The organism is Pedobacter sp. UYEF25, assembly GCF_054061655.1.
In genome coordinates this window covers 74088-99614 of record NZ_JBSSEL010000015.1, presented here as the reverse complement: position 1 = coordinate 99614, position 25527 = coordinate 74088, and the positions used below count along the sequence as shown (strand labels likewise).

The window sequence follows — 25527 nt, the reverse complement described above, 5'->3', positions numbered from 1 at the left end:
TCCTGTATCTTTCCACAAAATCAGATTCGGAAAAACTACTTAATCATCAATTCTACTTACTATGAAAATTCCTAAATTAACAGGAGTAGCCCTGTTAACTTTTATTATTGCTACCCTTTTTGCAAGCTGCAGCTCTGATGGGCAGGGCAAAACAGGCGGTAAAACGATAAATGATTCTACTAAGAAAGATTCAGTCGCATCTGTCAATACCATGAATCCTGTTGACCATAAACTTTACGACTCATTAATGTTGAAATTAGCAAATGGCGATACAACTGGCAAATGGCCGGTAAAAAATCAACCTTATCCATTAGCTGGTGCCGTACTGCCATTTAAACGCGTTATAGCGTATTATGGAAACTTACACTCAAAAAAAATGGGTGCATTGGGCGAATACGCCCCAAAAGAAATGTGGCGCCGTTTACATGTGGAAACCAAACATTGGGAGAAAGCAGATCCCTCTACACCTGTGCAACCGGCTTTGCACTACATTGCAGCGGTTGCGAGTGGAACGCCCGGTAGAGATGGGAAATATATAAATAGGATGGCAAATAATCAAATAGATTCTGTGATTACCATTTCTAAAATGTATCCTGGAACCATTGTCTTTCTCGATTTACAGGTGTCGTTAAGTACCTTGAAGAATGAACTTCCGCACATCGAGAAATATTTAGAAATGCCATTTGTGCATCTTGGGATAGACCCAGAGTTTTCTATGAAAGACGGAAGTTTACCTGGAAAAAGGATTGGAACTTACGATGCTGCAGACATTAATTATGTAACGCAATACTTGGCAGATATCGTAAAAAAATACAATTTGCCTCCAAAAATTCTTACTGTACATAGGTTTACAAAAAAGATGGTAACCAACTCTAAAAATATAAAGCTGCGCCCAGAAGTACAAGTGGTTATGCATATGGATGGATGGGGAGAGCCTGATCTAAAATTTGGAACTTACCGGTATTTCATTCAAAATGAGCCTGTTGAGTTTACGGGATTTAAGCTTTTTTACAAGAACGACATTAAAAAAGCTCCACACCGAATGCTTACGCCAGAGGAGTTGTTAAAGCTTACTCCAAAGCCAATTTACATTCAATATCAATAAAAAGAAAACCGATTTGAGAAATAAACTGCCTCCAAAATTAATTATTTTTGGAGGCTTTTTTACAAACCTTTATTCCGCTAAAGCCTCAATTTTTTTTAAAAAAAAGGAAACCCAACCGCAACCAGTCTCGGTTTATTAATTTTTTTGAGATAAACAAAATTAAATTTAAATGGACTAAAATGTGCGCCCTGCTACAGACAGATCCGCATAGTTTTTTTCAGCCCACCAACTTAATGAATCGGCTACAGAAATTGTTAGGACAAAAAGCAGAAGTAAGCTCCTTTAGAGCAAGATTATTGCATTAACTTCCCTTTTTTTTAACGTGTTTATTATTAAAAACAAGCGCTATGTTTCGCCTAAAACAAATTGTTCGAATTTTGAAATCGGCTCTGCTATTTCTTTCTATTCCTTACATTTCTGTAGCACAAGATTACCAAAGGATTTTAAATTATAAGATAGATTATTCAATCTTGTCAGGAAAACAAGGAGCTTTTGTTGGACTTAGGAGTTTTGAAAATGATCGGCATGAACAACTTTTGCTTTTGGTTAATCCGCAAACGCTTAAAACAAATGTAGATTTTGCATCTAATTACAAGATTTCCAATTTTTCATTTAAAAGGATTCTAAAAAAACTCCAAAGTAGCACATATGTTAAAGACCTTTCAAAAGCATCTTTCAATGAAACGCAATTGCAAGATGCAGGTATAGACGTTACAAAAACCTTTAAAAACGGCATAAACCTCACCATAGACCTTTGTCCTTCGCGAAAACCATTAGATAGAGATCTCTTTGAAGCGATCTTTACAGAATTTAAAAGAGTAGAGTTACCCGCACCCATTGCCATTTCAGTTTCGGGCAAGTGGATGCTCAAACATCAGGATGATCTAGAGTGGCTAAAAGGCTTGGTTAGCAAAAAAGAGTTGGACATTACCTGGATTAATCATTCTTACAATCACGAAGTAAACCACCTCCCATTGAAACAAAACTTCCTATTGTCTGCTGGTACGGATTTAAATATTGAAGTTTTAGAAAACGAAAAATTGATGTTAAAAAATGGAATTATCCCGTCTGTATTTTTTAGATTCCCAGGATTAATCTCCGATGCTTCGTTGGTGGAGAAAATTGAGGGATATGGCTTAATTCCCATTGGCAGCGATGCCTGGCTGGCAAAAGGAGCGCTTGCAAAAGCCGGAAGCATCGTACTTATACATGGAAATGGAAACGAAGAAATTGGTGTCAAGGATTTTATCGAACTTTTAAAGAGAAACGAGCTTAAAGTAGAAAATCATTCTTGGCTTTTACTAGATTTAAGCAATAGCTTGGAATCGCAATAAAGGCCAGTCCTTTCTAAAGTTTTGCAAAAAGAGATGCTATAAATACTTCCAAGAATCACTACGCCTCTTTAAATATTGGCAAAGCAAATGCAAAAGTACTTCCTTCTCCAATGGCGCTATCTACCCAAATTCTTCCATTTTCTGCTTCTATAAAATCTTTTGAGATGGCCAAACCTAAACCCGAACCAGATTTGTTACTACCATCTGTTGGCACCTGAAAATATCTGTCGAATAACCTTTTTTGATATTGTTCCTCAATCCCCTTTCCAAAATCTGTGACAGAAAATTCTATCATCTCTTGTTTTTTAGTTACTTGGATAACAATCTTAGACTTTTGTGCACTATATCTTAACGCATTCGACATAAAATTAATTAATACCCAAGCCGTTTTCTCCACATCCACGTTAACCTTTGGCAAATTGTTGGCACTCATAAATTCCAATGTAATTAACTTCTGTTCTGCTTGAAATCTTACCGAATCCATCGCGTAAACCGCAATCTGTTTCGGGTCGGTCTTCGCGTAATTTAGCTGCAGATTACCGGTCTCTACTTGAGCTAGGTCGAGCAGTTCACTCGTAATTTTCAGCAAGCGTTCACAATCTTCCTTCACGTTATTTACCAAATCCTGTTGCTCAGGATTCATAGTACCAACTCGCTCATCATTTATTAGCTTTAAGCTCATTTTTATTGATGCAATCGGAGTTTTCAATTCATGTGAAACTGTAGCGATAAAATTGGTTTTTGCTTCATCTAATTCTTTATATTGGGTAATATTTTTCAAGATATAAACTTCTCCAGCAGCTTTTCCGGCCGTGGTAATTGCCATTTCGCTGGACTCCTCATAGGTGGGAACAATTATTTCCCTACGTTCCAATTGAAAATATGATTCTTTATTATCTGCATAAATCTTCATTGGTTTATCATGACCACCAGTTTTTAAAATCGTATTCAAAAGATCATTTTTCTTTATGAGTTCTAATGCGCTTACTCCTATCACTTCTTTTGCAGTTAAGCCCAACAACTGAACAGCAACGTGATTTAAAAACAACACCTCCTTCTGCTCATTAAGCCCAATAATGGCATCTTGCATTTGCTCTATGATGGCTTCTATCCTCAGTTTTTCTGACTGCAGTTTCGCCAGATTCGTGTTTTCCCATTTGTTGAGCTGAGAAGCCATCACGTTAAATGCGCCGGCAAGCTCAACAAATTCCTCATTGCCGTTAAAGGTTAAATGTTGTTTGTAGTTTTTTCTACTAATCTCATTTATAGCACCCGAAAGTTCTTTTAAAGGATTGGCTACGAAACTTGGAAAGTTAATAACAAAAGAAAAAAGGATTAATGCACAGATACTAGCAGCAAATATTAAATACGTTGCAGATTTTTCTATCCCTCTCTGCGCTGTGTCATTCTTTCTCACAATCGCATCCATATTTAGTTTATCAATAATTCTTATCTGCAGTCTCGCAGCACTTTGTGCCTTTTGAATACCCGAAGCGTTTAACGATGGATTTGTCATTGAAACAAAAGCTTTTTTTAGCCTTTTTACGGCTTCGCCCTCCCCCTTTTCCGTCACATTCTTTTCCTCTTGGGCTAACTGCGCACTAAATTTAGAGGCAACATTGGCTGCTAATGGTAGTTGCTCGTCATCTAAAATGGCGCGCATTTGCCTATTGTATTTCAAACTCTCATAATTGTCTTTCAAAATCACTTTCGAACTTGCAGAGATCTTGTTCATATAGTAGAGTGAAAGTGCGCCAAAAGAAAGTACCACTACAAATAGAAATCCGAATCCAAGGCGAAGTTTTGTTTTAATCTTCATAATGTTGATGTTTTGATAGGCTATGACAATATGACGAGATCTGTTTGCGTGGCAGAAATATCTTTTAGCAACTCATTAAAAATTGCCGTTCGCATAATAATCTGAAAGAGTTTAATATGAGGTTTGCCAATGCAAATTGTAGTAATTTCTTTTTCTTCGGCAACCTTGGCAATGGTTTTGGTTACTTCCTCACTTTTAATTTTTATCACTTCTGCGCCAAGTTCTGTAGCTAGTTTAAAGTTATTGATGAGATAACGCTGTGCATCTAGCTTAATTCGATCTCCCCCTTCATGGCTGCGTTGCACATAAAGCACAATCCATGGCGACCGATAATAAGAAGCCAACCTAGCTGTCTTTCTAATAATGATTTTCGCCGTTTCGTTATTGGTAGAAATGCAGGCCATAAAACGCTCTGGCCGCAACTTAACCTCCTTCGGGATTTCTATGTCGATTTTCCGTTCTAGATGATGCGCAACTTCCTTTAATGCCAATTCCCTTAATTGAAGGATTCTTTCAGGCTGAAAAAAATTGTTCAACGCCACTTGGATCTTGCTTTTATCGTAAATCTTCCCTGCTTTCAGCCGATCGATGAGCTCATCCGCAGTAAGGTCTATGTTTACAATCTCATCGGCCGTTTCTAAAATTTTGTCCGGTATTCGTTCAGTGATGGGAATGGCGGTAATGATTTCCACCTCTTGGTTCATACTTTCCAAGTGCTGAATGTTAACCGCAGAAATTACACTAACACCGGCATCCAGAATGTCGATTACATCTTGCCAACGCTTGTTATTTTTGCTTCCTTCTACATTGCTATGCGCAAGCTCATCAACAATAACCACTTCTGGATGGATGTTAATAATGCCTTGAACATCCATTTCTTCTAGCTCTTTCCCTTTGTAAAAGATTTTTCTTCGTGGGATAAAAGGAATTCCGGCCAAAAGCGCATGCGTTTCTTCGCGCATGTGGGTTTCTATATAGCCAATCTGTATGTCTATTCCGTTTTTCAATAAGGCATGCGCTTCTTGCAGCATTCTATAAGTTTTGCCAACTCCAGCGCTCATGCCAATGTAAACCTTGAATTTTCCTCTTCGAGATTTTTTTACAAGATCTAGGAATTTCTTCACAGAGTCGGATTTATTTGATTCTTCCATGATCTATTAATTTTCCTAACGAGCATAACACATTTTTCATCAATTGGACGCAAAATAACTTTAAAATTAATCCAGACAACAGCTCCGGATTAATTTTGAAAAGTATTGTAATCTATGTGCTTGCCAAAAGCAGCGTTTAAAATGACACAGCGATAATGGTAGTAATAGTGGCATTATTATTTACTGCATCTAATCCTCGCATAAATATTTTGTCCTTACTGTCATATACTTTACCCTCTACCCTGATTACCGCATTGCTTATTGGAGCATAATCTAAATTTAAAGAATAACCAGTAGTTTTAAAACCGTTTGTGGTTTCTGTGGGGATAAACAATCCATCTCTGTCCTTGTAATACTCTATTCTACCCGCAACAGCAAATTTATCCGCAAATTTATACTGAATTATAGCTACCGGAGACAACACCTCGTTCTTTGCACTGTTTCCTCGTATTTTCTGTTGTGTTCAATAATCAAAACCGAGCGTTACCCCAAGTTTATCTGTGACTTGGAATATACCATAAATATCATGATAAAATCTCGTCACACGCACAGAATCTGCCCCTTCAGTACCTAAATAATTACTGTAATTCACCGTAATTTTATCTGTTGGCTTCCAACTTAATTGCAACCCGCCGGCAGGTTTATTATTTCCTAGTTGGCGCGTAATTCGTTGCCATCCATTTAGGTATAAAACGCTTGCCGAAAACTTATTGTCATCTGTACTATAACTAAGTTTAGCGCCAGATTCGTAAAATGGCGTATTTTCAGAAGAAATATTTCTCGTCAATACCCAACAATCTTTAGATACTGCACTTTCAAAGCCAATGTGAGAAGAGAAAATACCTGCATCCACCCATAGCTTGGCAGTTTTAGATAATTTCACACCGGCGTTTGCCTCGTAAATATTTTTCAAGACACCAGGCTCTGCTGCAAGATTTGCATTGGCATAAGTTCCGACCATTAATGCCAAATTCGCACGGATTGCTCCATCATCATAAGCACCTTTTATAAATCCCAAGTTTAGATTTACTTCATTTGTTCTGTTGTGAGAATATACAAATGAGGGCCTATTGTGATCTGCAGGCTTGTTAAAATCGTATCCGTAATAGGTTTCTAAATATCCTGATAAATTTATTTTCGGCTTGTCTTGACTATATGCCAATGTTCCTACAGCCGATACAGCGGTTATTAGTAAAAGCTTTTTCATTTCATTTGAATTCTTTTTAATGATTTGTTATTGGCAACATCGGTCCAATTATAAGAAATTGATGTAAGCAACGCAATCAATCACGGCAATCATCCCTTTTTAAAAATCTTAGTATAAAAGTGAAGAACCACCCTGGCAACAGTTCAAAAGGTTGGCAAACACAATTGAATAATGAACGCCTGGGTGATGACTTTTTTTTATTTTCCTAGCTCATCTAATGCTAGATTTAGCTTTAACACATTTACAGAAGAAGGACCGAATATGCCCAAAAGTGGGCCTGCTGTATTCTTTAATACCAACTCCGAAACGATTTTTTCATCTAGCTTGCGGTATCTAGCAACTCGCTTAATCTGGATATCTGCGCCTTGTACAGAGATATTAGGGTCAAGGCCGCTTCCAGAAGCTGTAACCATATCCGCAGGAATGTCTGCTTTCTTTATCGTTGGATTGTATTTTAACAAAGTGTCAATCCTATCAGACACCTGCCTTAAGTATTCGGCGTTTGATGGTCCTTTATTCGAACCTCCAGAACCAGCAGCATTATATCCTGCCGCAGATGGTCTTCCCCAAAAATATTGTGGCTTGGTGAAAGCTTGTCCTTCAAGAACATAACCGACTACCTTGCCGTTTCTACTTATTGTTTCCCCACCGCCATGGCCTTTTGAAAAACCGCCGACAAAAGCTACGATAAGTGGATAGATTACGCAAAGCAATACTAATAATACTGCGGTAAGACGTAAAGATTGTATGATGTATTTTTTCATGATGTTATTTTTTTGAGCCTAAACGAATAGGCCAACTAGCAAATCAATTAATTTAATGCCTATAAAGGGAGCAATTACGCCGCCCAAACCGTAGATCAGTAAATTTCTTCGTAATAATGCGCTCGCGCCGATTGGTTTATATTCCACGCCTTTTAGTGCAAGAGGTATAAGTATTGGGATAATGATTGCATTGAAAATTACCGCAGAAAGAATTGCACTTTCTGGACTATGCAAACCCATCACATTTAAACGTTGCAAAGCAGGAATAGATGCGATAAAAAGCGCAGGAACAATGGCAAAATATTTAGCAACATCGTTTGCAATCGAAAAGGTAGTAAGCGTTCCGCGAGTAATCAGTAACTGCTTTCCGATCTCCACAATCTCAATTAATTTTGTAGGATCATTGTCTAAATCTACCATATTACCAGCTTCCTTAGCTGCCTGTGTACCACTATTCATTGCCACGCCAACATCTGCCTGCGCCAATGCCGGTGCGTCATTTGTTCCATCGCCCATCATCGCAACCAACTTACCTAAAGCTTGTTCATCTTTAATGTAGTTCATTTTATCCTCTGGCTTTGCTTCCGCGATGAAATCGTCTACACCAGCTTTTTCTGCGATAAATTTTGCAGTTAGCGGATTGTCTCCAGTAACCATTACTGTCTTTACACCCATTTTTCTTAAACGTTCAAAACGTTCGCTAATGCCTGGTTTAATGATGTCTTGAAGTTCTACTACGCCAAGTGCCTTTTCATTTTCCGAAACTACTAATGGCGTGCCTCCGTTTCCGGCAATAGATTTTACCCATTCTTCAATGTCTTCTGGAAAAGGATTTCCGGCTTTCAAAACGATGTTACGAATAGAATCAAAAGCGCCTTTACGGATTCTCTTTCCGTCCATCGTGTCTAAACCGCTAGATCTAGTTTCGGCTGTAAATTTTATAAACGTCCCACCCAAACCCTCCCCAGATGGGAGGGCTTTATATTTGGCGATCAATTCTTCTGCTTGCGCTTTGCCGCCCTCTCCTCCGGAGAGGGTTTGGGAGAGGACCAATTCTACTATGGACTTACCTTCTGGAGTTTCATCAGCAAGAGAACTTAATACGCAAGCATCTGTAAATCTTTTATTATCTATACCTGCAGTTGGGTAAAATTTTGTCGCCTTTCTATTTCCAATGGTGATGGTTCCTGTCTTATCTAAAAGCAAAACATCAATATCTCCTGCTGTTTCTACCGCTTTACCAGATTTGGTAATTACGTTCGCTCTTAAAGCTCTGTCCATTCCGGCAATACCAATGGCAGAAAGTAAGCCTCCAATAGTGGTGGGGATTAAACAGACAAAAAGAGAAATTAATGCTGCAATGGTAATGGGCGTATTTGCATAATCTGCAAATGGTTTTAATGTGATACATACAATAATAAACACCAGTGTAAAACTTGCCAATAAAATCGTTAACGCAATTTCATTGGGAGTTTTCTGGCGAGATGCGCCTTCTACCAGTGCAATCATCTTGTCTAAAAAGCTTTCTCCAGGTTGGGTATTTACCATTACTTTAATTTGGTCTGACAATACTTTAGTACCGCCCGTTACCGAAGATTTGTCACCGCCAGACTCCCGGATAACCGGAGCAGACTCTCCTGTAATCGCCGACTCGTCGATCGTTGCAATTCCTTCGATTATTTCCCCATCCGTTGGAATGGTATCTCCCGTCTCGCAAACAAACACATCGCCTTTTTTCAGCAAAGCTGAAGATCTAGTTTCTATAGCCCCATCAGCTAAAAGCACTTTTGCAGGAGTTTCCTCACGTGTTTTTCTTAAAGAATCTGCTTGTGCTTTACCTCTAGCTTCGGCAATTGCTTCTGCAAAATTGGCAAACAAAACCGTGAGCAGCAATACAAAGAAGATGCAAAAGTTATAGATTGCCGATCCCTGACCTTCGTGGCTTATAGAATAAACCGTGACATAACCCATCACCAATGTGCCGACTTCCACGGTAAACATTACAGGGTTTTTGATCATAACCCTAGGATCTAACTTGATGAATGACTGTTTTAGGGCAGTTTGCACTAGCGCAGGTTCAAATAATTTATTTTGAGATTTCATGATTTTAATATCTATTTAAGTAGCGTAAAATATTCTGCTATTGGGCCTAATGTTAATGCAGGAAAGTAAGACAATGCGTTAAGAACAAAAATTACTGCGAAAGTCATAAGGCTAAAAGTCAACGTATCTATTTTAAGTGTTCCAACAGATTCTGGCACATATTTTTTAGCGCCAAGTAAACCTGCTATTGCAATCGGACCTATAATTGGGAGAAAGCGCCCGAGGAACATGACGAATCCTGTAGTCACATTCCAGAAAACATTATTATCTCCAAGTCCTTCAAACCCCGAACCATTGTTGGCGTTAGAGGAGGTCATCTCATACAACATCTCAGAAAAACCATGAAATCCGGGATTATTCAACCAGGTTTTTGGTTGCACCGCCCATGCTGCGTCGGGATAATTGGTAAAAACGTAACTAGCCAAAGCAGTTCCAGATAGAATTAAGAATGGACTTAATAATGTAATTATGGCAGCAATCTTAACTTCTCTTGCCTCCACTTTATGCCCCAAGAATTCTGGAGTTCTACCAACCATTAATCCTGAAATAAATACGGCAATAATTAGGTAGATAAAATAGTTTAGCAATCCAACTCCACATCCTCCGTAAAATGAATTAATCATCATACCCAACAATTGCCAAGTTCCACTCATCGGCATGGTACTGTCGTGCATATTATTTACGGAGCCTGTAGAAATTATCGTCGTTACCGTACTCCAATACGCTGATATTGCCGGTCCAAATCGGACCTCCTTCCCTTCCATTGCTCCCGTGAGTTGCGAAATACCCATTCGAGCAATTGCAGGGTTTCCGCCAAGCTCTGATTTAACCATTGGAATTAATAGTAGAAGCATACCGATGGTCATCACCCCGAAGATCATCCAGCCCAAACGTCTTTTCCTAATGAAAATGCCCAATGCAATGACCAACGCGATGGGAATAATTACCTGTGCAATTAATTCTATCATATTGGTTAAGTAGCTCGGGTTTTCTAACGGATGCGCAGAGTTTACCCCAAAATAACCGCCACCGTTAGTCCCTAAATGTTTAATTGCAATCATCGCAGCTGCCGGACCTCTAGATACATTCACCGTATCACCTTGCATGGAGATGAATTGGTCTTTCCCTTGGTAACTTGTTGGCGTTCCGTTAAATGCTAAGATGATGGCGATGACAAATGATATTGGCAGCAGTAAACGCGTGATCGATTTTACAAAAAACTCCCAAAAGTTACCGAGCTTTTCCGTTGTTTTATCGCGGAATGCTTTAAACAATATAACAGCAGCTGCAATACCGGTTGCAGCACTTGTAAATTGCAAAAACATAATTACAAAGTGTTGGGTTAGATAGGTTAACCCAGTCTCTCCAGAGTAATGTTGCAAATTACAGTTCACCACAAAACTAATGATCGTATTAAACGAAAGATCAGGACTCATACCCGGATTGCCATCTGGATTTAATGGCAACTTGTCTTGGAACATCAGGACAAAAAAGCCGTATATCAGCCAGACCAGATTAATGGTCATCAGCGCCTTTAAATGCTGTTTCCAACTCATCTCCTCTTTAACATTTATTCCAGACAGCTTATAGATACCACGTTCTACGGGCTTTAAAAAGTCTGTCCAGACTTTCTCTCCAGCAAATACCTTTGCCAGATATATTCCTAAAGGAATTGCTATCACCAGGGTGAGCAGGTAGGTAACAATTATTCCAAGTAATTCTGCGTTCATGTTTTTTCTTTTTTTAGGGAATGGAGAAATTGGGAATAGGGAATTAACAAAATGTCTGTCAACTTTCTTCCTTATAAACTCCTCCGCTTTTAGTTAAAATTTTTCGGGTTTAATCAGCACGTAAATCATATAGACAAATACGGCCACTGCGATAATGAATAATGCGATCATAATTTTAGATTTTTTCGAACCAGTCGATTGATTTGTAAGCCACCCAACAGAGTATCAGTAGGGCAAGAAGTAGGAGAATTGTTAACATCATTGTTTATATTTTGATACGGGCATTCCAACTTACATACCAAAATCAAAAAAATAGCTATAACTAATTGACAATCAATAACTAGCAAAAAAAAACGCTAATTTAATTAACTATAAACCCTTCCATTATGGAAGGGTCTTTACCATTTTGGAAGGATAATGTTCGATTATGAAACTCATAAATATCTCTAAATGGTTGTTGTGTGGTTTCTTTATTCAGAGGATAAGACTTACATTTGCAACATAGCTTTGCTTTAATTTTCCTCGTGGCAAAGAAGCATCGAGATCTTCACGTTGCAGTCTAAATCAGTCCTAACGTGATGGCTTCGTTAGTAGAAAAGAAAAAATTAATTTAAGACGATTGTCTTAGTGCCGAAAACAGGCTTTGCCAAGAAACTAATGAATGGTATTTTTAACAGTGAGGCCAAGTAGACCGAGTGTTAAACACTAAATTTGATGCGATCTGCAAGTTAAAGCCCCTAACCATATCAAATCTTTAGCGCATATTATGAAATCTGATACTCCTCAATTTTCCGATAAAGGGTAGTAAGCCCGATGCCCAATAAGCGCGCAGATTCAGTTTTGTTTCCTCTTGTGTAATGGAGCACTTTAGTGATGTGTTGCTTTTCCATTGTCTGCATGTTCATGGGATCATCGATAATTTCCTGATGATGAAATTCATTTGGCAGCAAACTTGGAGTAATCTTGTCGTCATCTGCCAGAATAACCACCCTTTCCATTACATTTTTAAGTTCTCTGATGTTTCCCTTCCAGCTGTGTGTAGTCAATAACCTAGCAAATTCTTCCTCAACGGTAAAGGTAGATTTATTTATTTTGGCCGTAAATTCAGTCAAATAGTGCATGGCGATTGGAAGAATATCGCTGCGCCTTTGAGTAAGCGGAGGAAGTTCTATAGAAAAGACTGAAAGTCGATAAAAAAGATCCGATCTAAATCTTCCTTCTTCCACTTCCCTTTTAAGATCTCGGTTGGTGGCTGCTATCATTCTAACATTAACTTTTTTGGTTTGTGTATCACCCACTTTAATAAACGTCTGATTCTCTAACACCCGAAGCATCTTAGCTTGAAGGTCCATATTCATCTCGCCAATTTCATCTAAGAACAATGTTCCACCATCTGCCTCTTCTAAAAGACCACGCTTGTCTTTATCTGCACCGGTAAAAGCGCCTGCCTTATAGCCAAACAGCTCGCTTTCTAGCAACTCCGGATTAAAGCCGCTACAGTTGAGCGCCACAAAAGGGTTAAGTTTCCGCTGGCCTTCGTAGTGAATTGCCTGAGCAAAAATTTCCTTTCCTGTTCCTGTCTCCCCAAGTAAAAGTACGGTAGTATTTGTAGATGCAACTTTACGAGCCAAAGTTATTGCCTCTTTAATGGCAACTGATGCACCAATAATGGATTCAAAATTATACTCCTTTATGGATTTATTCCCAAAATTGGATAATATATCGTTTGTTTTGGCCTTTTCCATCGCCTTAAAAACTAAGGGAATTATCTTATCATTGTCGTCACCTTTAACGATATAGTCGAATGCACCATTGCGCATAGACATCACGCCATCTTGGATGGTACCAAATGCAGTTAAGTTGATGACTTCTACATTCGGCGCAATCTTTCTAATTTCCTTTACTAATTCCACGCCGTTGAAGTCTGGTAATTTTACATCACTGATAACAACATCAATTTCCTGAATCTTTAATATTTTGAGGCCTGATTTTCCATTAATCGCCTGGAAAACCTCATAACCCTCTAAACTTAAAATTCGTGCCAATAGCTGACTTAGTTTTTCCTCGTCGTCTATGATTAAAATTCTGCCAGCGTACTGATTTCCCATGATTTTTCAAAGTTATAGATTTTGCACAAGTTAAGCGCACTGATTTTCTATCGCAGTAGGAATGTTCTTATTCTGGACGCTAACATTGCGCTTACCACATCAAAATTTAATCTAGAAAATAGAAATTTATAAATATTACAACTCTTCCACAAAATGCTATAACAAATTGTTCAATATTCGGTTTATCTTTGGGCAGATTGTAATCGTGGCCGGTTATACAGTCACTGTGTTAAGATCATTATCTAAAACGGTTATTGCAATTCCATTAGCCAAATTTATCGTACTTGGGGTATAAAATCCGAGCTCAAAAAAACTTTTTAAAAAATTTGAAACCGCTTAAAAACATATTTGTTTTACTTCTAGTACTGCTAATTTGCTTCAATTCTTCTGCTGCAACGTTATCGGTACATTTTTGTGGAGGTAATTTAGATAGTATCTCTTTTTCAGAAAAAGCAGATTGCGGTATGGAAATGCAGTCTTGTAAATCACCTGACAAACACCTTAAAAAATTCGTTGGGGAGAATAACTCATGCTGCCAAGATATTTTAATAAAAAACAAAACGAAGGTTCAAAATTTAGAAAAAACTGAAAAGACGAGTCTTTCGTCGAGTTTAATCAAGGCAACCTTTCCTTTATACAATCAATCTCTTGCCTCACTTCCGTTTCATTTAAGGGTTGTCAATCCCATTGAGCCTTATCGACAGCGAGACTTGTTGTCGCCAAAGAACAGCATTTATTTAGTTGTTCAAAACTTCCGTAATTAGGATTTCTCGTTTCTCGAGCTAATAATTCTTCGGTCATAAGCCGATAATAATCCTATTTAAACTTTTTTTCATGATAGAGAAACTCATTGCGGTTTCGCTCCGCAATAGATTCATTGTATTGCTTTTGGCAGCCATAGTTTTTGGCTTTGGCTTATTTGCCATCAAAAACAACAAGATTGATGCTATCCCTGATTTATCAGAGAACCAAGTCATCGTGTTTACCGAGTGGCAAGGGCGGAGTCCGCAAATAATCGAAGATCAGATCACTTATCCATTGGTTACTGGTCTGCAGGGCATCCCCAATGTGAAATACGTGCGTGCAAATTCTATGTTTGGGATGAGCTTTATTTACGTTATTTTTAAAGATGGCGTAGATAACTATTGGGCGAGATCCAGAGTTCTAGAAAAACTCAGCACGATTAATAGTACGCTTCCAAAAGACATCACGCCTACATTGGGGCCAGACGGAACAGGCGTTGGCCACGTACTTTGGTATACGCTAAAAACCGATGGAATGGATTTGGGAGAGCAGCGGGCAACCCAAGATTGGTACATAAAATTTGCGCTTCAAAACGTTGATGGCGTAAGTGAAATAGCATCTTTCGGGGGTTTCCAAAAGCAATATCAAATAACCATCGACCCGAATAAAATGGCCTACTTTAACGTGGGTATTAAAGAGGTTATGGATGCGGTAAACGCCAACAACAACGAAGCCGGCGGGAGAAAATTTGAGCTCGGCAGCACTGGGTACATCATCAAAACTTCGGGCTACATAAAATCGATAGAAGAGATAGAAAACATTGCCATCAAAACCAACAACTCCATCCCGGTACGGATAAAAGACATTTCTAATGTACAGATGGCGGGCGAAGGTAGACTGGGTATTTTTGATCTTAACGGAAACGGAGAGGCAGTTGGTGGCATTGTGGTAATGAGGAGTGGCGAAAATGCTGATGAAGTTATCAATAGGGTAAAACTTAAAATGGACGAAGTGGCAAAAGGATTACCAAAGGGGATGTCTTTCAACATCGTTTACGATAGAGGGAAATTAATCGAGGAATCTATAAATAGCATCACCCACACTTTAATAGAAGAAATGATTGTGGTTTCACTTATCGTAATCATCTTCTTGATGCATTGGCGAAGTGCCATCAGCATCATCATCCAGATTCCAATAACAATAGCTGCTAGCTTTATTCTTTTGAACGCATTTGGAATCAGTTCTAACATTATGTCTTTAACGGGTATTGCGTTGGCCATTGGGGTGATCGTAGATAATGGGATCATTATGAGCGAGAACGCATACAAGCAATTGTCTATTAGGCAAGAAGAACTTAATAAAACAATCAAATCGGAATAATATGAAAAATATTTTCAAAAAAAGTTCCGAAAAGGACTACGTAACATTAGATAATGAGGAAAGATTAAATATCATAGAAAGGGCTTGTAAGCAAGTTTCTAGAGGGGTTTTTTATTCTACCGTAATTATTATCACTTCATTTCTACCCGTTTTTTTATTGACGGGACAAGAGGGTAAGCTCTTCCATCCATTGGCCTATACCAAATCATTTATTTTATTTGTTGATGCTATTTTGGTGGTAACCTTGGCACCCGTTCTAATTTCCTTTTTTATGAAAGGAAGATTTAGACCCGATAACCACAATCCGATCAACAGGTTTTTAGAGAGGGTTTATGAACCAACGATTAAAGCTTGTTTAAAATATCGCAAGACTACATTAGGTATAAATATTTTGGCCTTGTTGGTGAGTATACCCATGTTGATGAGTTTGGGAAGGGAATTTATGCCTCCTCTGGATGAGCAATCGATTTTATTTATGCCGGTAACTCTACCAGACATTTCGAATTCTGAAATAAAGAGGATTTTACAAGTGCAGGATAAAATCATAAAATCCACGCCAGAGGTAGAGCAGGTTTTAGGAAAAGCGGGCCGGGCAAACACTGCAACGGACAATTCACCCATCAGTATGATAGAGACAATTATCCAACTTAAACCCAAAAGCGAGTGGCGCGAGGGAATGACGAAAAAGAAGATTGTTGCCGAACTAGATAAGAAGCTACAGATACCTGGTGTGGTAAACGGCTGGACGCAGCCCATCATCAACCGTATAAACATGCTTTCTACAGGAATAAGAACAGATGTAGGGGTAAAAGTTTACGGACAGAATTTAAAAAGCATCTATCAAGTTGAAGAGCAGATTAAAGCCAAACTGGAAGGGATTAATGGTGTAAAGGACTTATATGTAGAGCCTGTTACGGGCGGTAAGTATCTGGATATGAATATTAAAAAAGACCAGATTTCTAGATATGGACTCAGCATAGATGATGTAAACGCAACTGTAGAGGCAGCAATTGGCGGTGTTCCCTTTGCAAGCACCATTGAGGGAAGGGAGCGTTTTGGGATCTCGATCCGCTTGGGGCAAGATTACAGAAATAGCATCGAAAAGCTGAAACGGATACCTCTAAAATCTATGGATGCGGGCGTAATTCCGTTATCGTCTGTAGTTGATTTTAAATTAACTGACGGGCCACCAATGATTACCTCAGAAAACGCGCTGTTGCGCGGTGCTGTAATGTTCAACGTAAGAGATAGAGATTTAGGGACAACGGTAAAAGAAGCAATTGATAAAATAAATGCTGAACTGAATCTCCCAAAAGGATATTTTGTAGAATGGAGCGGACAATATGAAAACTTAATCCGTGGACAAAAAACCTTGTTGTTGATTTTGCCCATCGTGCTCATCATTATATTTCTCTGTCTTTACCTCGCTTTCAAATCGGTGCGAGAAGCACTTCTAAGCTTGGTAACCATTCCTTTTGCGTTGATTGGAGGCGCATACATGGTGTATTTTTATGGCGTTAACCTATCTATAGCTGTGGCTGTTGGGTTTATTGCCCTGTTTGGAATAGCTGTAGAAACCGGTGTAGTGATGGTTATTTACCTAAACGATGCCATGCAACAATTGGTAAAAGAAAAAGGGAATTCTAGCGAGACCATAACAAAAGAAGACTTAAGACAATACGTAATCATGGGCGCTGCAAAAAGGTTGCGACCAAAGATAATGACAGTTTGCGTGGCATTGTTTGGATTGGTACCCGTTTTATGGAGCACAGGCGTTGGCAGCGATGTAATGTTACCTATCGTATTGCCGATGATTGGTGGTGTGCTCACCTCATCTACACACATCTTATTGGTAACGCCATTGATATTTTTAATGACAAAAGAATATGAACTTAAAAAATTCGGAAAATTGGAGGTTTTAGATGTTACACACTAAAAAAATAATCTTTTTACTGAGCTTAATATTTACGGCCAGCAGCTTGATGGCTCAAGAGACCTTGACTTTAGATTCTGTTATAAGCAGGATAAAATCTAACAATGCCGGGCTAAAAATGTATCAGGAAACCATAAAAAGTAAAGATGCATTGGTGGATGGAGCTTCTGCATGGATGGCGCCTATGGTTGGAGTGGGTACTTTTATGACACCCTATAACAATTTTTCCAGACCTGGCACTCAGCAAGACGGATCTATAATGTTGGTGGCCGAACAAAAAATACCGAATCCAGCAAAAATTAAAGCTAACAAAGCATTCTTGAAGCAACAATCGGCAGTTACGAAGCAGGCCTATGCCGATAATTTTAATGAATTGCGGGCGCTGGCACGGTCGACGTATTTTGAGATTTCTACCGAGGAGCGTGGACTAAATTTTTTGAGTAAAAACTTAACCACGCTTCAAAACTTGAAAAAACTCGCTGAGATAAGGTATACGTACAACCAAGCCGGTTTATCTCAAATTTATAGCATGGAGGCCAAAATCTTCGAAACTAAAAATAAGATTACCGCCACAGATGCCAAGATAGCTATTGGGAAGATTAAGCTCAATGCGTTGATGAACAAACCTAAAGACACCGATTTTCTAATAGATACTGTTCAATATAATTTCTCAAAAAATAGGATTGATAACGTGCTTAAACTTGCAGAAAACAGGAGTAGTGTTAGGATGATTGATGCGCAGACAAAAAGTTTGGGATTGGAAAATCTTTTGATAGCATATGAGGGGAAGCCTGAGTTTAGCATCCAATTTAACCACATGCAAACCTACAATAGCAATATGACAAATCAGTTTTCGCTGATGGCTGGCATCACCATCCCCATCGCTCCATGGGCTGCAAAATCTTACAAAGCAAAGCTACGAGCAAATGAATTTGATGTCTCGGCAATGGCTTATCAAAAGGAAAACATGATAAGTACCTTGATAGGCATGATAAAAAGCCAAGAAACACAGTTAACACAAACTCAGCAAGAACTGAAGGTTTACGACGATAAAATCTTGCCGGCTATGACGAAGAGTTACGAAACCTTACTGCTCAGTTACCAAGAGAACAAAGCCACCATATTAGATGTGCTTAACTCGTGGAAAGAACTAAACGATACCCAGTTAGGATATATCGCTTTGCTAAATCAATATTATCAAAACTTCGCAGAATATGAAAAAAATGTGGAACAATAGATTAGAGATGCAAGGATCAAAATACAAGAAACAGGATTTGCATACCATATTCAAGACGATAGCACTGGTGCTATTTTCAGTGATTATGATTACAAGTTGCCAAGACAAAAGTAGTTCTACCGGTAGTGTGAAAGCAGAGGTAAAATACACCTGCCCAATGCACCCACAAATAGTAGAAAGTACTTTTGGCTCTTGCCCTATTTGCGGTATGGATTTAGTAGAAAGGCATCAGCAACCGTTAAAAATGGAAGTCGATTCCTCTCTCACTACGGTGATTCAAGCGACAAATGCATCGGTGTTGAGCGATATCAATACGATTAGGGTTGGCGAAAAAACGGTTAGCGACACTTTAATACTAAATGGCATGGTGACTTACGATTCCAATAACCTTAAAACCATTTCCGCCCGCATAGGCGGTAGGATCGAAAAGCTTTTTGTTAAATACAATTTCCAAAAAATTGCCAAAGGACAAAAAATCATGGAAATCTATAGTCCAGAATTGGCCGCTGCCCAACAAGATCTCTTGTATGTAAAAGCCAAAGGGGATGTTAATTTATTGCAGCAGACAAAAACCAAACTCAGGTTGTTGGGGGTGTCAGCAAGTCAGATAGAACAAATTCTAAAAACCCAAAAAGTAAATTACCGCATACCAATTTACAGTACGGCATCTGGATATTTAATAGATGGCAATACTGCCAAAATGAACAGTGAGGCAGATCCGTCAAAGCCTGCGATTTTAAACACAGAAAACTCTAGCATTTCAATAGTAGAAGGCCAATATGTAAAAACCGGAGATGCTTTGTTCAAGGTCTTTAACAGCAACAACGTTTGGGCAGATTTTTACGCAAATGCAAGTGAATCGTCTGCGCTAAAGAAAAACCAAGCCATAAAGATTAATGGAAACTCTGGCAACATCAGTGCAAAAGTTGGTCTGGTTCAGCCTTATTTTTATGGTGGTCAATCCTACAGTGTTATCAGAGTTTATCTTGATAATGGAAAGAAAAATTTTAAGATTGGCGAATTGCTACAGGGAAAAATAATCATTACACCACAAACCGGTCTTTGGGTATCTGCCGATGCAGTTTATCAATTAGGAAATAAAAACATTGTCTTCATAAAGAAAAACAATGTTTTAAAAGCCAGGGCAGTAACCGTCTCGACAATTACCAATGCAAGGGCGCTAATCGTGGACGGACTATCCGAAGGCGACCAAATCGCCTCGAATGCAAGTTATTTAATAGACACAGAGAGTTTCATCAAAACCGAGAATTAAAATGAGAAAATCAAATTATAGCTATTTTTTGATGGTTGCAGGATTCTTTTTTCTGCTGCTCAGTGCTTGTTCGCGGGAAGAGAAAACAGCCAAACATGAAGAAACGCACATAAAGTACACTTGTCCTATGCATCCTCAAATAGTGGATGAAAAGCCCGGCGACTGCCCAATTTGCGGGATGGAACTCGTGAAAGTGAGTCAACAATCAAGCTTATCTGGTTTAACTCTTAGTGAAAATCAAATCCAGCTAGCCAATGTTAAAACGATAAGGGTTGGCACCGGGGATTTTTCAAATAGTAAATTATTGAACGGCAGTTTGGTAAGCAATCCTGAAAATAATGCGGTGGTAGCCAGTAAGTTTGCCGGCAGGGTAGACAAGCTGTATTTTAAAGAACCTGGCCAACAAATAAACGCCGGGCAAGCTTTATATCAGGTTTACAGTGAGGACCTATTGGCTCTACAAAAGGATTACCTCCTAAACCAAAAACAGCAAAATGCTTTTCCAAACGAAACCATTTATAAGCGTTTAACGGACGCGGCAAAGAATAAATTGATACTTTACGGATTGTCTAAAAATCAAATTGCACAGTTAAACAGTAAAAATACGACCAACCCTTATATAACGGTCTATTCTCCAAATGGTGGACTCATTACGGAGATCAACGTTGAAGAAGGCCAATATGTAACCGAAGGAATGCCTGTTTTAAAGATAGAGAATCTAGACAGACTTTGGGTCGAGGCAGATGCCTATCCGTCAGAAATTAGCGGTATTAAAGTTGGCCAAGTATTGGTGGTTACCATTGCTGGATACGAAAATGAACCGATTGAGGGGAAAATAGAATTCATTAGCCCACAATTTGCTGGTGGCACACAGGTTTTGTCCATCAGAGCCAGTATTCCAAACCGCCAAAAAAAGTACCAGCCAGGTATGCAAGCAAATATCAGTTTGCCTTTCGGCGATAAAAAAGATGTTATAAGCATACCAAGTGATGCACTGACCAGAACTGCAAATGAAGATTATGTTTGGATTAAAACCAGTAAAGACCATTTCGATAGGAGAAAGGTAGAGATTGGCCAAGAGAGTGACGAAAGCATTATCATTAAAAGTGGTATTAAGAACGGAGAGCAGGTGGTAATAAGTGGTGCTTATCTGCTTACCAGCGAAATTATTTTAAAGAACGGCAACAATGGCATGGGCAAGATGGAGATGTAAGTGATTAAATAAATAAAACAGTAATTAAATAAAAATTAAAATTATGAAAAGAGCAATTTTAACCTTGAGTTTGGCAGCAGTTATTTTAGCTGCATGCAACAACACAAAAACAACCGACGGAAATATAAAGTCGGCAACTGAAACCATGAGCGCCTCGACTCCAGAGCCAAACCAAAATCCAATTATTGCAGATTATCTTTCAGTAAAAGATGCTTTGGCCAACGACGACGGCACAACCGCTGCAGAGGCAAGTAAGACATTAGCCGCAACATTAAATTCCTACGATGTTACCAATTTAACCGAAGCGCAGAAAAAAACGTTTGATGGTATAAAACCTGATGCGCTCGAGCACGCGGAACACATCAGTCAAAACGGCGATAAAATCGTACATCAAAGGGAACATTTTATAATGCTGAGCACAGACATGTACGATCTCGTAAAATCTTTAGGTACAAAACAAACGCTGTATAAAGATTTTTGTCCGATGGCAGATGATAATAAAGGAGCTTTTTGGTTGAGTGCCAATAAAGAAATCAATAATCCCTACATGGGTTCAAAGATGCAGACCTGTGGTTCTGTGAAAGAGACTATAAGTCAGTAATTCTACATGAAATATTTTAAAATCATCGCGGTGCTTGTTGTTTTCTGCTTAATTGCAATTCAGTTTTTTCGACCTGAGCGGAATAACATTCACAACCCATCTGCTGTAGCCATTACAAAAATGGTAATTATACCTGCAGATGTGGCGATGATTTTAAAAACCGCTTGCTATGATTGCCATAGTGATTATACAAAATATCCGTGGTACGCCAACATCCAACCGGTAGCATGGGTGTTGGCCAGTCACGTGGAAGAAGGAAAGAGCAATTTAAATTTTAGCGATTTTGGAGGTTACTCCGCAAGGAGGCAAAAGAGCAAGTTATCTGCAATAGAGGATGCGATAAAAGATGGAACAATGCCACTATCCTCCTACACCCTTATCCACACGGAGGCTAGACTGAGCGCAAAGCAGAAAGAGCTAGTAATTAGCTGGGTAGATAAAACTTTGGCAGGCTACTGAGAGTTATAATAAAGAGAAAATGAAAAGAATTAAATTACTAATCTTGATGATGTTGGGTTCTTATGGCGCAATGTCTCAACAGATTAATAGCATGTCGGCCACACCGAACGACCACTTAATTAAAGCTGGCAAGCGTGTAGTGTACGATTTATACATTACCGATACCCTCGTAAATTTTACGGGGAAAACGGTAAAAGCTCAAGCCATCAATGGACAAATTCCTGGTCCGACTTTAAGATTTATCGAAGGCGATACGGCAGTTATCCATGTGCATAACAAAATGAAAGATGAGACTTCTATGCATTGGCATGGCTTATTACTGCCCAACAAATACGATGGAGTTCCGTACTTGGAGACCGCACCTATTATGCCCGGTCAAACGCACGACTTTATATTTCCATTAAGACAGACCGGTACTTATTGGTATCATTCTCATACAAAACTTCAAGAGCAATCTGGGTTGTTCGGTTCAATTGTTATCGAAGCGCAAGATAAATCGGCTAAAATAGATCAGTACGCCGATCAGGTTTTGGTACTATCAGATTGGACAAATCAAAACCCAAAGAACGTACTTCGATTGATGAAACGCGGAAGTGATTATTTCGGGATTAAAAAAGGTACTGTACAAAGTTATGGCGAAGCGATTTTAAAAGGTTATGGAAGCGATAAATTGAAGATGGAGTGGATGCGGATGCCTGCTATGGACATCAGCGACGTTAAATATGACAAGTTTTTTATCAACGGAAAAGAAAATGTAGTACAAAATTTTAAACCCGGCGAAACGGTTAGACTTCGTTTGATAGATGGGTCTGCTTCTACCTATTTCTGGACGCAGTTTGCGGGCGGGCAGATGACTGTTATTGCAGCAGATGGCCTTAACATTCAACCAATCAAGGTAGATAAGTTGTTGATGGGTGTTGCAGAAACCTACGATGTGCTTATTACCATTCCCAAAGATGGCAAGTACGAATTTAGAGCAACGCCACATGATGTATCTGGCCAAGTGTCGACCTATTTTGGCGAGGGAGAAATCCACAAAGCACCAGACATCCCGAAATTGGAGTATTTTAGAATTATGCATAGCATGACCCAGATGATGTCGGGCATGAAGGGAATGCAGATGAGCGCTGTGAAGAATGAAAAGCTCAAGAAAGTAGATATGCTCTATGAAACGCCAAAAGGTATGGAAGGTAAAATGGGAAAACCCGACATGGATGAAATGGATATGGGTGGCATGAAGGGCATGGACATGAAAACCGATTCCTTCAAAACAAAGATGGGCAACATGGACCACAGCGGCATGAAGATGGACGGCATGAAGGGCATGGACATGAAAACCGATTCCTCTAAAATGAAGATGGGCAACATGAACCACAGCGGCATGAAGATGGACGGCATGAAGGGCATGGACATGAAAACCGACTCAAAAAACGGACAAAGTATGGATATGAGTGGTGGGATGGATATGATGATGGGCCTGAAAGACGACGGCAGAGGTGTAAAAATGACGGTTCCCGGTTCGATGATGTACAGTTTAGGGGGCGAAGGAAAAATACTGACCTATGATATGCTGAAAGCCAAATCCTCGACTGAGATTGATTCCGACCAACCAATAAGAACTTTTCAACTATACCTTACAGGGTCTATGCTGAGGTATGTGTGGAGCATTAACAACAAAACGCTCTCAGAACAAGACATATTATCGATAAAAAAAGGAGAAAAAGTAAGGTTTGTAATGCATAACACAACCATGATGGAACACCCAATGCATCTTCATGGCCATTTCTTTAGAGTGATTAACGGGCAGGGAGCGCTTTCTCCGCTAAAACACACCGTGAGTGTAGAGCCTATGAAAACGGTTACCATAGAATTTGATGCAAATGAGGAGAAAGACTGGTTCTTCCATTGCCATGTCCTTTACCACATGAATACAGGAATGGCAAGAATCGTACGTTACCAAGACTCACCTATAACGCCTGAAATTGCAAAATATCGAGGTAACAATCCTGTGCTAAGAGAATCAAATCATCCATTTTTTTGGGCGAATACGATGATACTTTCGCAGGCTAATTATGGTATGTTCAATGCGTCTAATGTGCGGTACAGCTTAAATTCCGACTGGCGTGTTAGCTATGACGGGCGTTATGAAGTAACACCAAGACTAGAACGCTATCTGGACAACCGATTTTTTCTATCTGCCTATTTGGGCGGAGAGTTTAAGAATGACAATAAAGGCGGAGCATTTGTTAAAGGAGACGAACAAAATGCATTTTTAGGACTTCGCTATCTATTGCCATTGTTTATCCAAACAGATGTTAGAGTAAGTCAACGTGGAAAGGTTCGTCTTGAAGTTGGACGAAACGATATCCCAATTACTACCCGTTTGCGATTTGGCGGCACTTGGAATACTGATAATGAATATAGGCTGAACACCACATACATTATCGGTAAGAATTTAGGTATATCTGGCAACTACGATAGCGATTACGGTTGGGGCGCTGGTTTAAGAGTGATGTATTAAAAGTTAGAGAAATCAGTTTGAGTTCGATAGTAAAACATGCAAAAAAGGTGTTATAGATAAGATTGCTTCGTTCCTCGCAAAGACGATATCCCGCAGCGTCATTGCGAGGAACGAAGCAATCTCAAACGCTTAATATAGGTTAAAAATCTACTAAAATCCGTCGAAATAAGGTTATCAATCAAACTCAGAATATCAGTAAAAAAGCACTACTTTATGCAAAGTATTTTACAATGGGCATCCAGAACCTCATAGACCAAAAACGCATGATAACTCAACAACAACTATGAAACTACACATAAAACACATGGTCTGCAATAGGTGCATAATGGCTGTAAAAACCATTTTGGATGAACATCACCTTAAACCAAAAACGCTAGAATTAGGTGAAGTTGAGATTGAAGAAAATTTAGAGGAACAACAATTGTTATCTCTAGATGATTCATTAAAGAAAATTGGTTTCGAATTGATAGATGATCGGAAAAGCAGAACCATTGAAAAAATTAAAACCATTATTATAAATCAAATCCATCACTCAGATACACATGCCTCCACAACACTTTCAAAGCTTATTTCAGATCATCTAAATACCGATTACAATCACTTGAGCAATATTTTTTCGGAGGCTGAAGGCATTACGATAGAAAAGTATTTCATTAATCAACGTGTAGAAAAGGCGAAAGAATTGATTGTGTATGACGAACTTTCCCTTTCTCAAATTGCAGATAAACTGGGATATAGTAACGTTGCCCATCTTTCAAACCAATTTAAAAAGATCACAGGTCTTACGCCATCTTTTTACAAATCATTAAAAAAGAGAAAAAGAACAAATATAGACGATTTGTAAA

Annotated in this window: 19 protein-coding genes and 1 pseudogene; 12 read left to right on the top strand and 8 right to left on the bottom strand. The window is 38.9% G+C overall.

Going from position 1 to position 25527, the window contains the following annotated elements; translation table 11 throughout:
* Positions 1–61: 61 nt before the first annotated feature.
* Both ACVWYG_RS14310 and ACVWYG_RS14305 read left to right on the top strand, forming a co-directional pair.
* Positions 62–1105 (top strand): hypothetical protein, encoded by a 1044-nt coding sequence (locus ACVWYG_RS14310; RefSeq protein WP_457270917.1) that lies wholly within the window; start codon positions 62–64, stop codon positions 1103–1105.
* Between the two features lie 347 nt (positions 1106–1452).
* Positions 1453–2439, top strand: a complete 987-nt coding sequence (locus ACVWYG_RS14305) for a polysaccharide deacetylase family protein (RefSeq protein ID WP_457270916.1) — start codon at positions 1453–1455, stop codon at positions 2437–2439.
* A gap of 58 nt (positions 2440–2497) precedes the next feature.
* Here ACVWYG_RS14305 and ACVWYG_RS14300 read toward each other — a convergent pair whose 3' ends face one another.
* From ACVWYG_RS14300 to ACVWYG_RS14265, 8 genes and pseudogenes are all read right to left on the bottom strand, one after another.
* A complete protein-coding gene (locus ACVWYG_RS14300) occupies positions 2498–4258 on the bottom strand; it encodes an ATP-binding protein (RefSeq protein ID WP_457270915.1) in 1761 nt (586 codons plus the stop codon).
* Between the two features lie 20 nt (positions 4259–4278).
* Positions 4279–5409 carry a sensor protein KdpD gene (locus ACVWYG_RS14295; RefSeq protein WP_457270914.1) on the bottom strand — a complete coding sequence of 377 codons (1131 nt, stop codon included), beginning with the start codon at positions 5407–5409 and terminating at the stop codon, positions 4279–4281.
* A gap of 136 nt (positions 5410–5545) precedes the next feature.
* Positions 5546–6616, bottom strand: a pseudogene (locus ACVWYG_RS14290) (porin).
* Between the two features lie 197 nt (positions 6617–6813).
* Positions 6814–7380: a potassium-transporting ATPase subunit KdpC gene (gene kdpC / locus ACVWYG_RS14285; protein WP_457270913.1), complete on the bottom strand. Its 567-nt coding sequence runs from the start codon at positions 7378–7380 to the stop codon at positions 6814–6816.
* 18 nt (positions 7381–7398) lie between these two features.
* A complete protein-coding gene (gene kdpB / locus ACVWYG_RS14280; protein WP_457270912.1) occupies positions 7399–9483 on the bottom strand; it encodes a potassium-transporting ATPase subunit KdpB in 2085 nt (694 codons plus the stop codon).
* Positions 9484–9494: 11 nt separating this feature from the next.
* Positions 9495–11213: a potassium-transporting ATPase subunit KdpA gene (gene kdpA, locus ACVWYG_RS14275; RefSeq protein WP_457270911.1), complete on the bottom strand. Its 1719-nt coding sequence runs from the start codon at positions 11211–11213 to the stop codon at positions 9495–9497.
* Between the two features lie 93 nt (positions 11214–11306).
* Entirely contained in the window at positions 11307–11384 is a 78-nt protein-coding gene (kdpF, locus tag ACVWYG_RS14270; protein ID WP_457270946.1) for a K(+)-transporting ATPase subunit F, read from the bottom strand.
* Positions 11385–11977: 593 nt separating this feature from the next.
* Positions 11978–13321 carry a sigma-54-dependent transcriptional regulator gene (locus ACVWYG_RS14265; protein ID WP_457270910.1) on the bottom strand — a complete coding sequence of 448 codons (1344 nt, stop codon included), beginning with the start codon at positions 13319–13321 and terminating at the stop codon, positions 11978–11980.
* Positions 13322–13605: 284 nt separating this feature from the next.
* Between ACVWYG_RS14265 and ACVWYG_RS14260 the strand changes: the two genes are divergently transcribed.
* The 10 genes from ACVWYG_RS14260 (at position 13606) to ACVWYG_RS14215 (ending at position 25526) form a co-directional block, all read left to right on the top strand.
* Positions 13606–14085 (top strand): HYC_CC_PP family protein, encoded by a 480-nt coding sequence (locus tag ACVWYG_RS14260; RefSeq protein WP_457270909.1) that lies wholly within the window; start codon positions 13606–13608, stop codon positions 14083–14085.
* Between the two features lie 70 nt (positions 14086–14155).
* The gene (locus tag ACVWYG_RS14255; RefSeq protein WP_457270908.1) at positions 14156–15445 is read left to right on the top strand and encodes an efflux RND transporter permease subunit; all 1290 of its coding nucleotides are present in this window, start codon (positions 14156–14158) and stop codon (positions 15443–15445) included.
* Between the two features lies 1 nt (position 15446).
* The gene (locus tag ACVWYG_RS14250) at positions 15447–17381 is read left to right on the top strand and encodes an efflux RND transporter permease subunit (protein ID WP_457270907.1); all 1935 of its coding nucleotides are present in this window, start codon (positions 15447–15449) and stop codon (positions 17379–17381) included.
* A 46-nt stretch (positions 17382–17427) separates the two neighbouring features.
* The gene (locus ACVWYG_RS14245; RefSeq protein WP_457270906.1) at positions 17428–18615 is read left to right on the top strand and encodes a TolC family protein; all 1188 of its coding nucleotides are present in this window, start codon (positions 17428–17430) and stop codon (positions 18613–18615) included.
* The gene (locus ACVWYG_RS14240; protein ID WP_457270905.1) at positions 18593–19888 is read left to right on the top strand and encodes an HlyD family efflux transporter periplasmic adaptor subunit; all 1296 of its coding nucleotides are present in this window, start codon (positions 18593–18595) and stop codon (positions 19886–19888) included. Before ACVWYG_RS14245 ends, ACVWYG_RS14240 begins: the two co-directional genes overlap by 23 nt.
* Position 19889: 1 nt before the next feature.
* A complete protein-coding gene (locus ACVWYG_RS14235) occupies positions 19890–21101 on the top strand; it encodes an efflux RND transporter periplasmic adaptor subunit (RefSeq protein ID WP_457270904.1) in 1212 nt (403 codons plus the stop codon).
* A 43-nt stretch (positions 21102–21144) separates the two neighbouring features.
* A complete protein-coding gene (locus tag ACVWYG_RS14230; protein WP_457270903.1) occupies positions 21145–21702 on the top strand; it encodes a DUF3347 domain-containing protein in 558 nt (185 codons plus the stop codon).
* Between the two features lie 6 nt (positions 21703–21708).
* Complete coding sequence (locus tag ACVWYG_RS14225; protein ID WP_457270902.1) at positions 21709–22161, top strand: heme-binding domain-containing protein; 453 nt, start codon at positions 21709–21711, stop codon at positions 22159–22161.
* Positions 22162–22180: 19 nt separating this feature from the next.
* Positions 22181–24682, top strand: coding sequence for a multicopper oxidase domain-containing protein (locus tag ACVWYG_RS14220; RefSeq protein ID WP_457270901.1), 2502 nt, complete (start codon positions 22181–22183; stop codon positions 24680–24682).
* 283 nt (positions 24683–24965) lie between these two features.
* Positions 24966–25526, top strand: a complete 561-nt coding sequence (locus tag ACVWYG_RS14215) for a helix-turn-helix domain-containing protein (RefSeq protein WP_457270900.1) — start codon at positions 24966–24968, stop codon at positions 25524–25526.
* Position 25527: the final 1 nt, after the last annotated feature.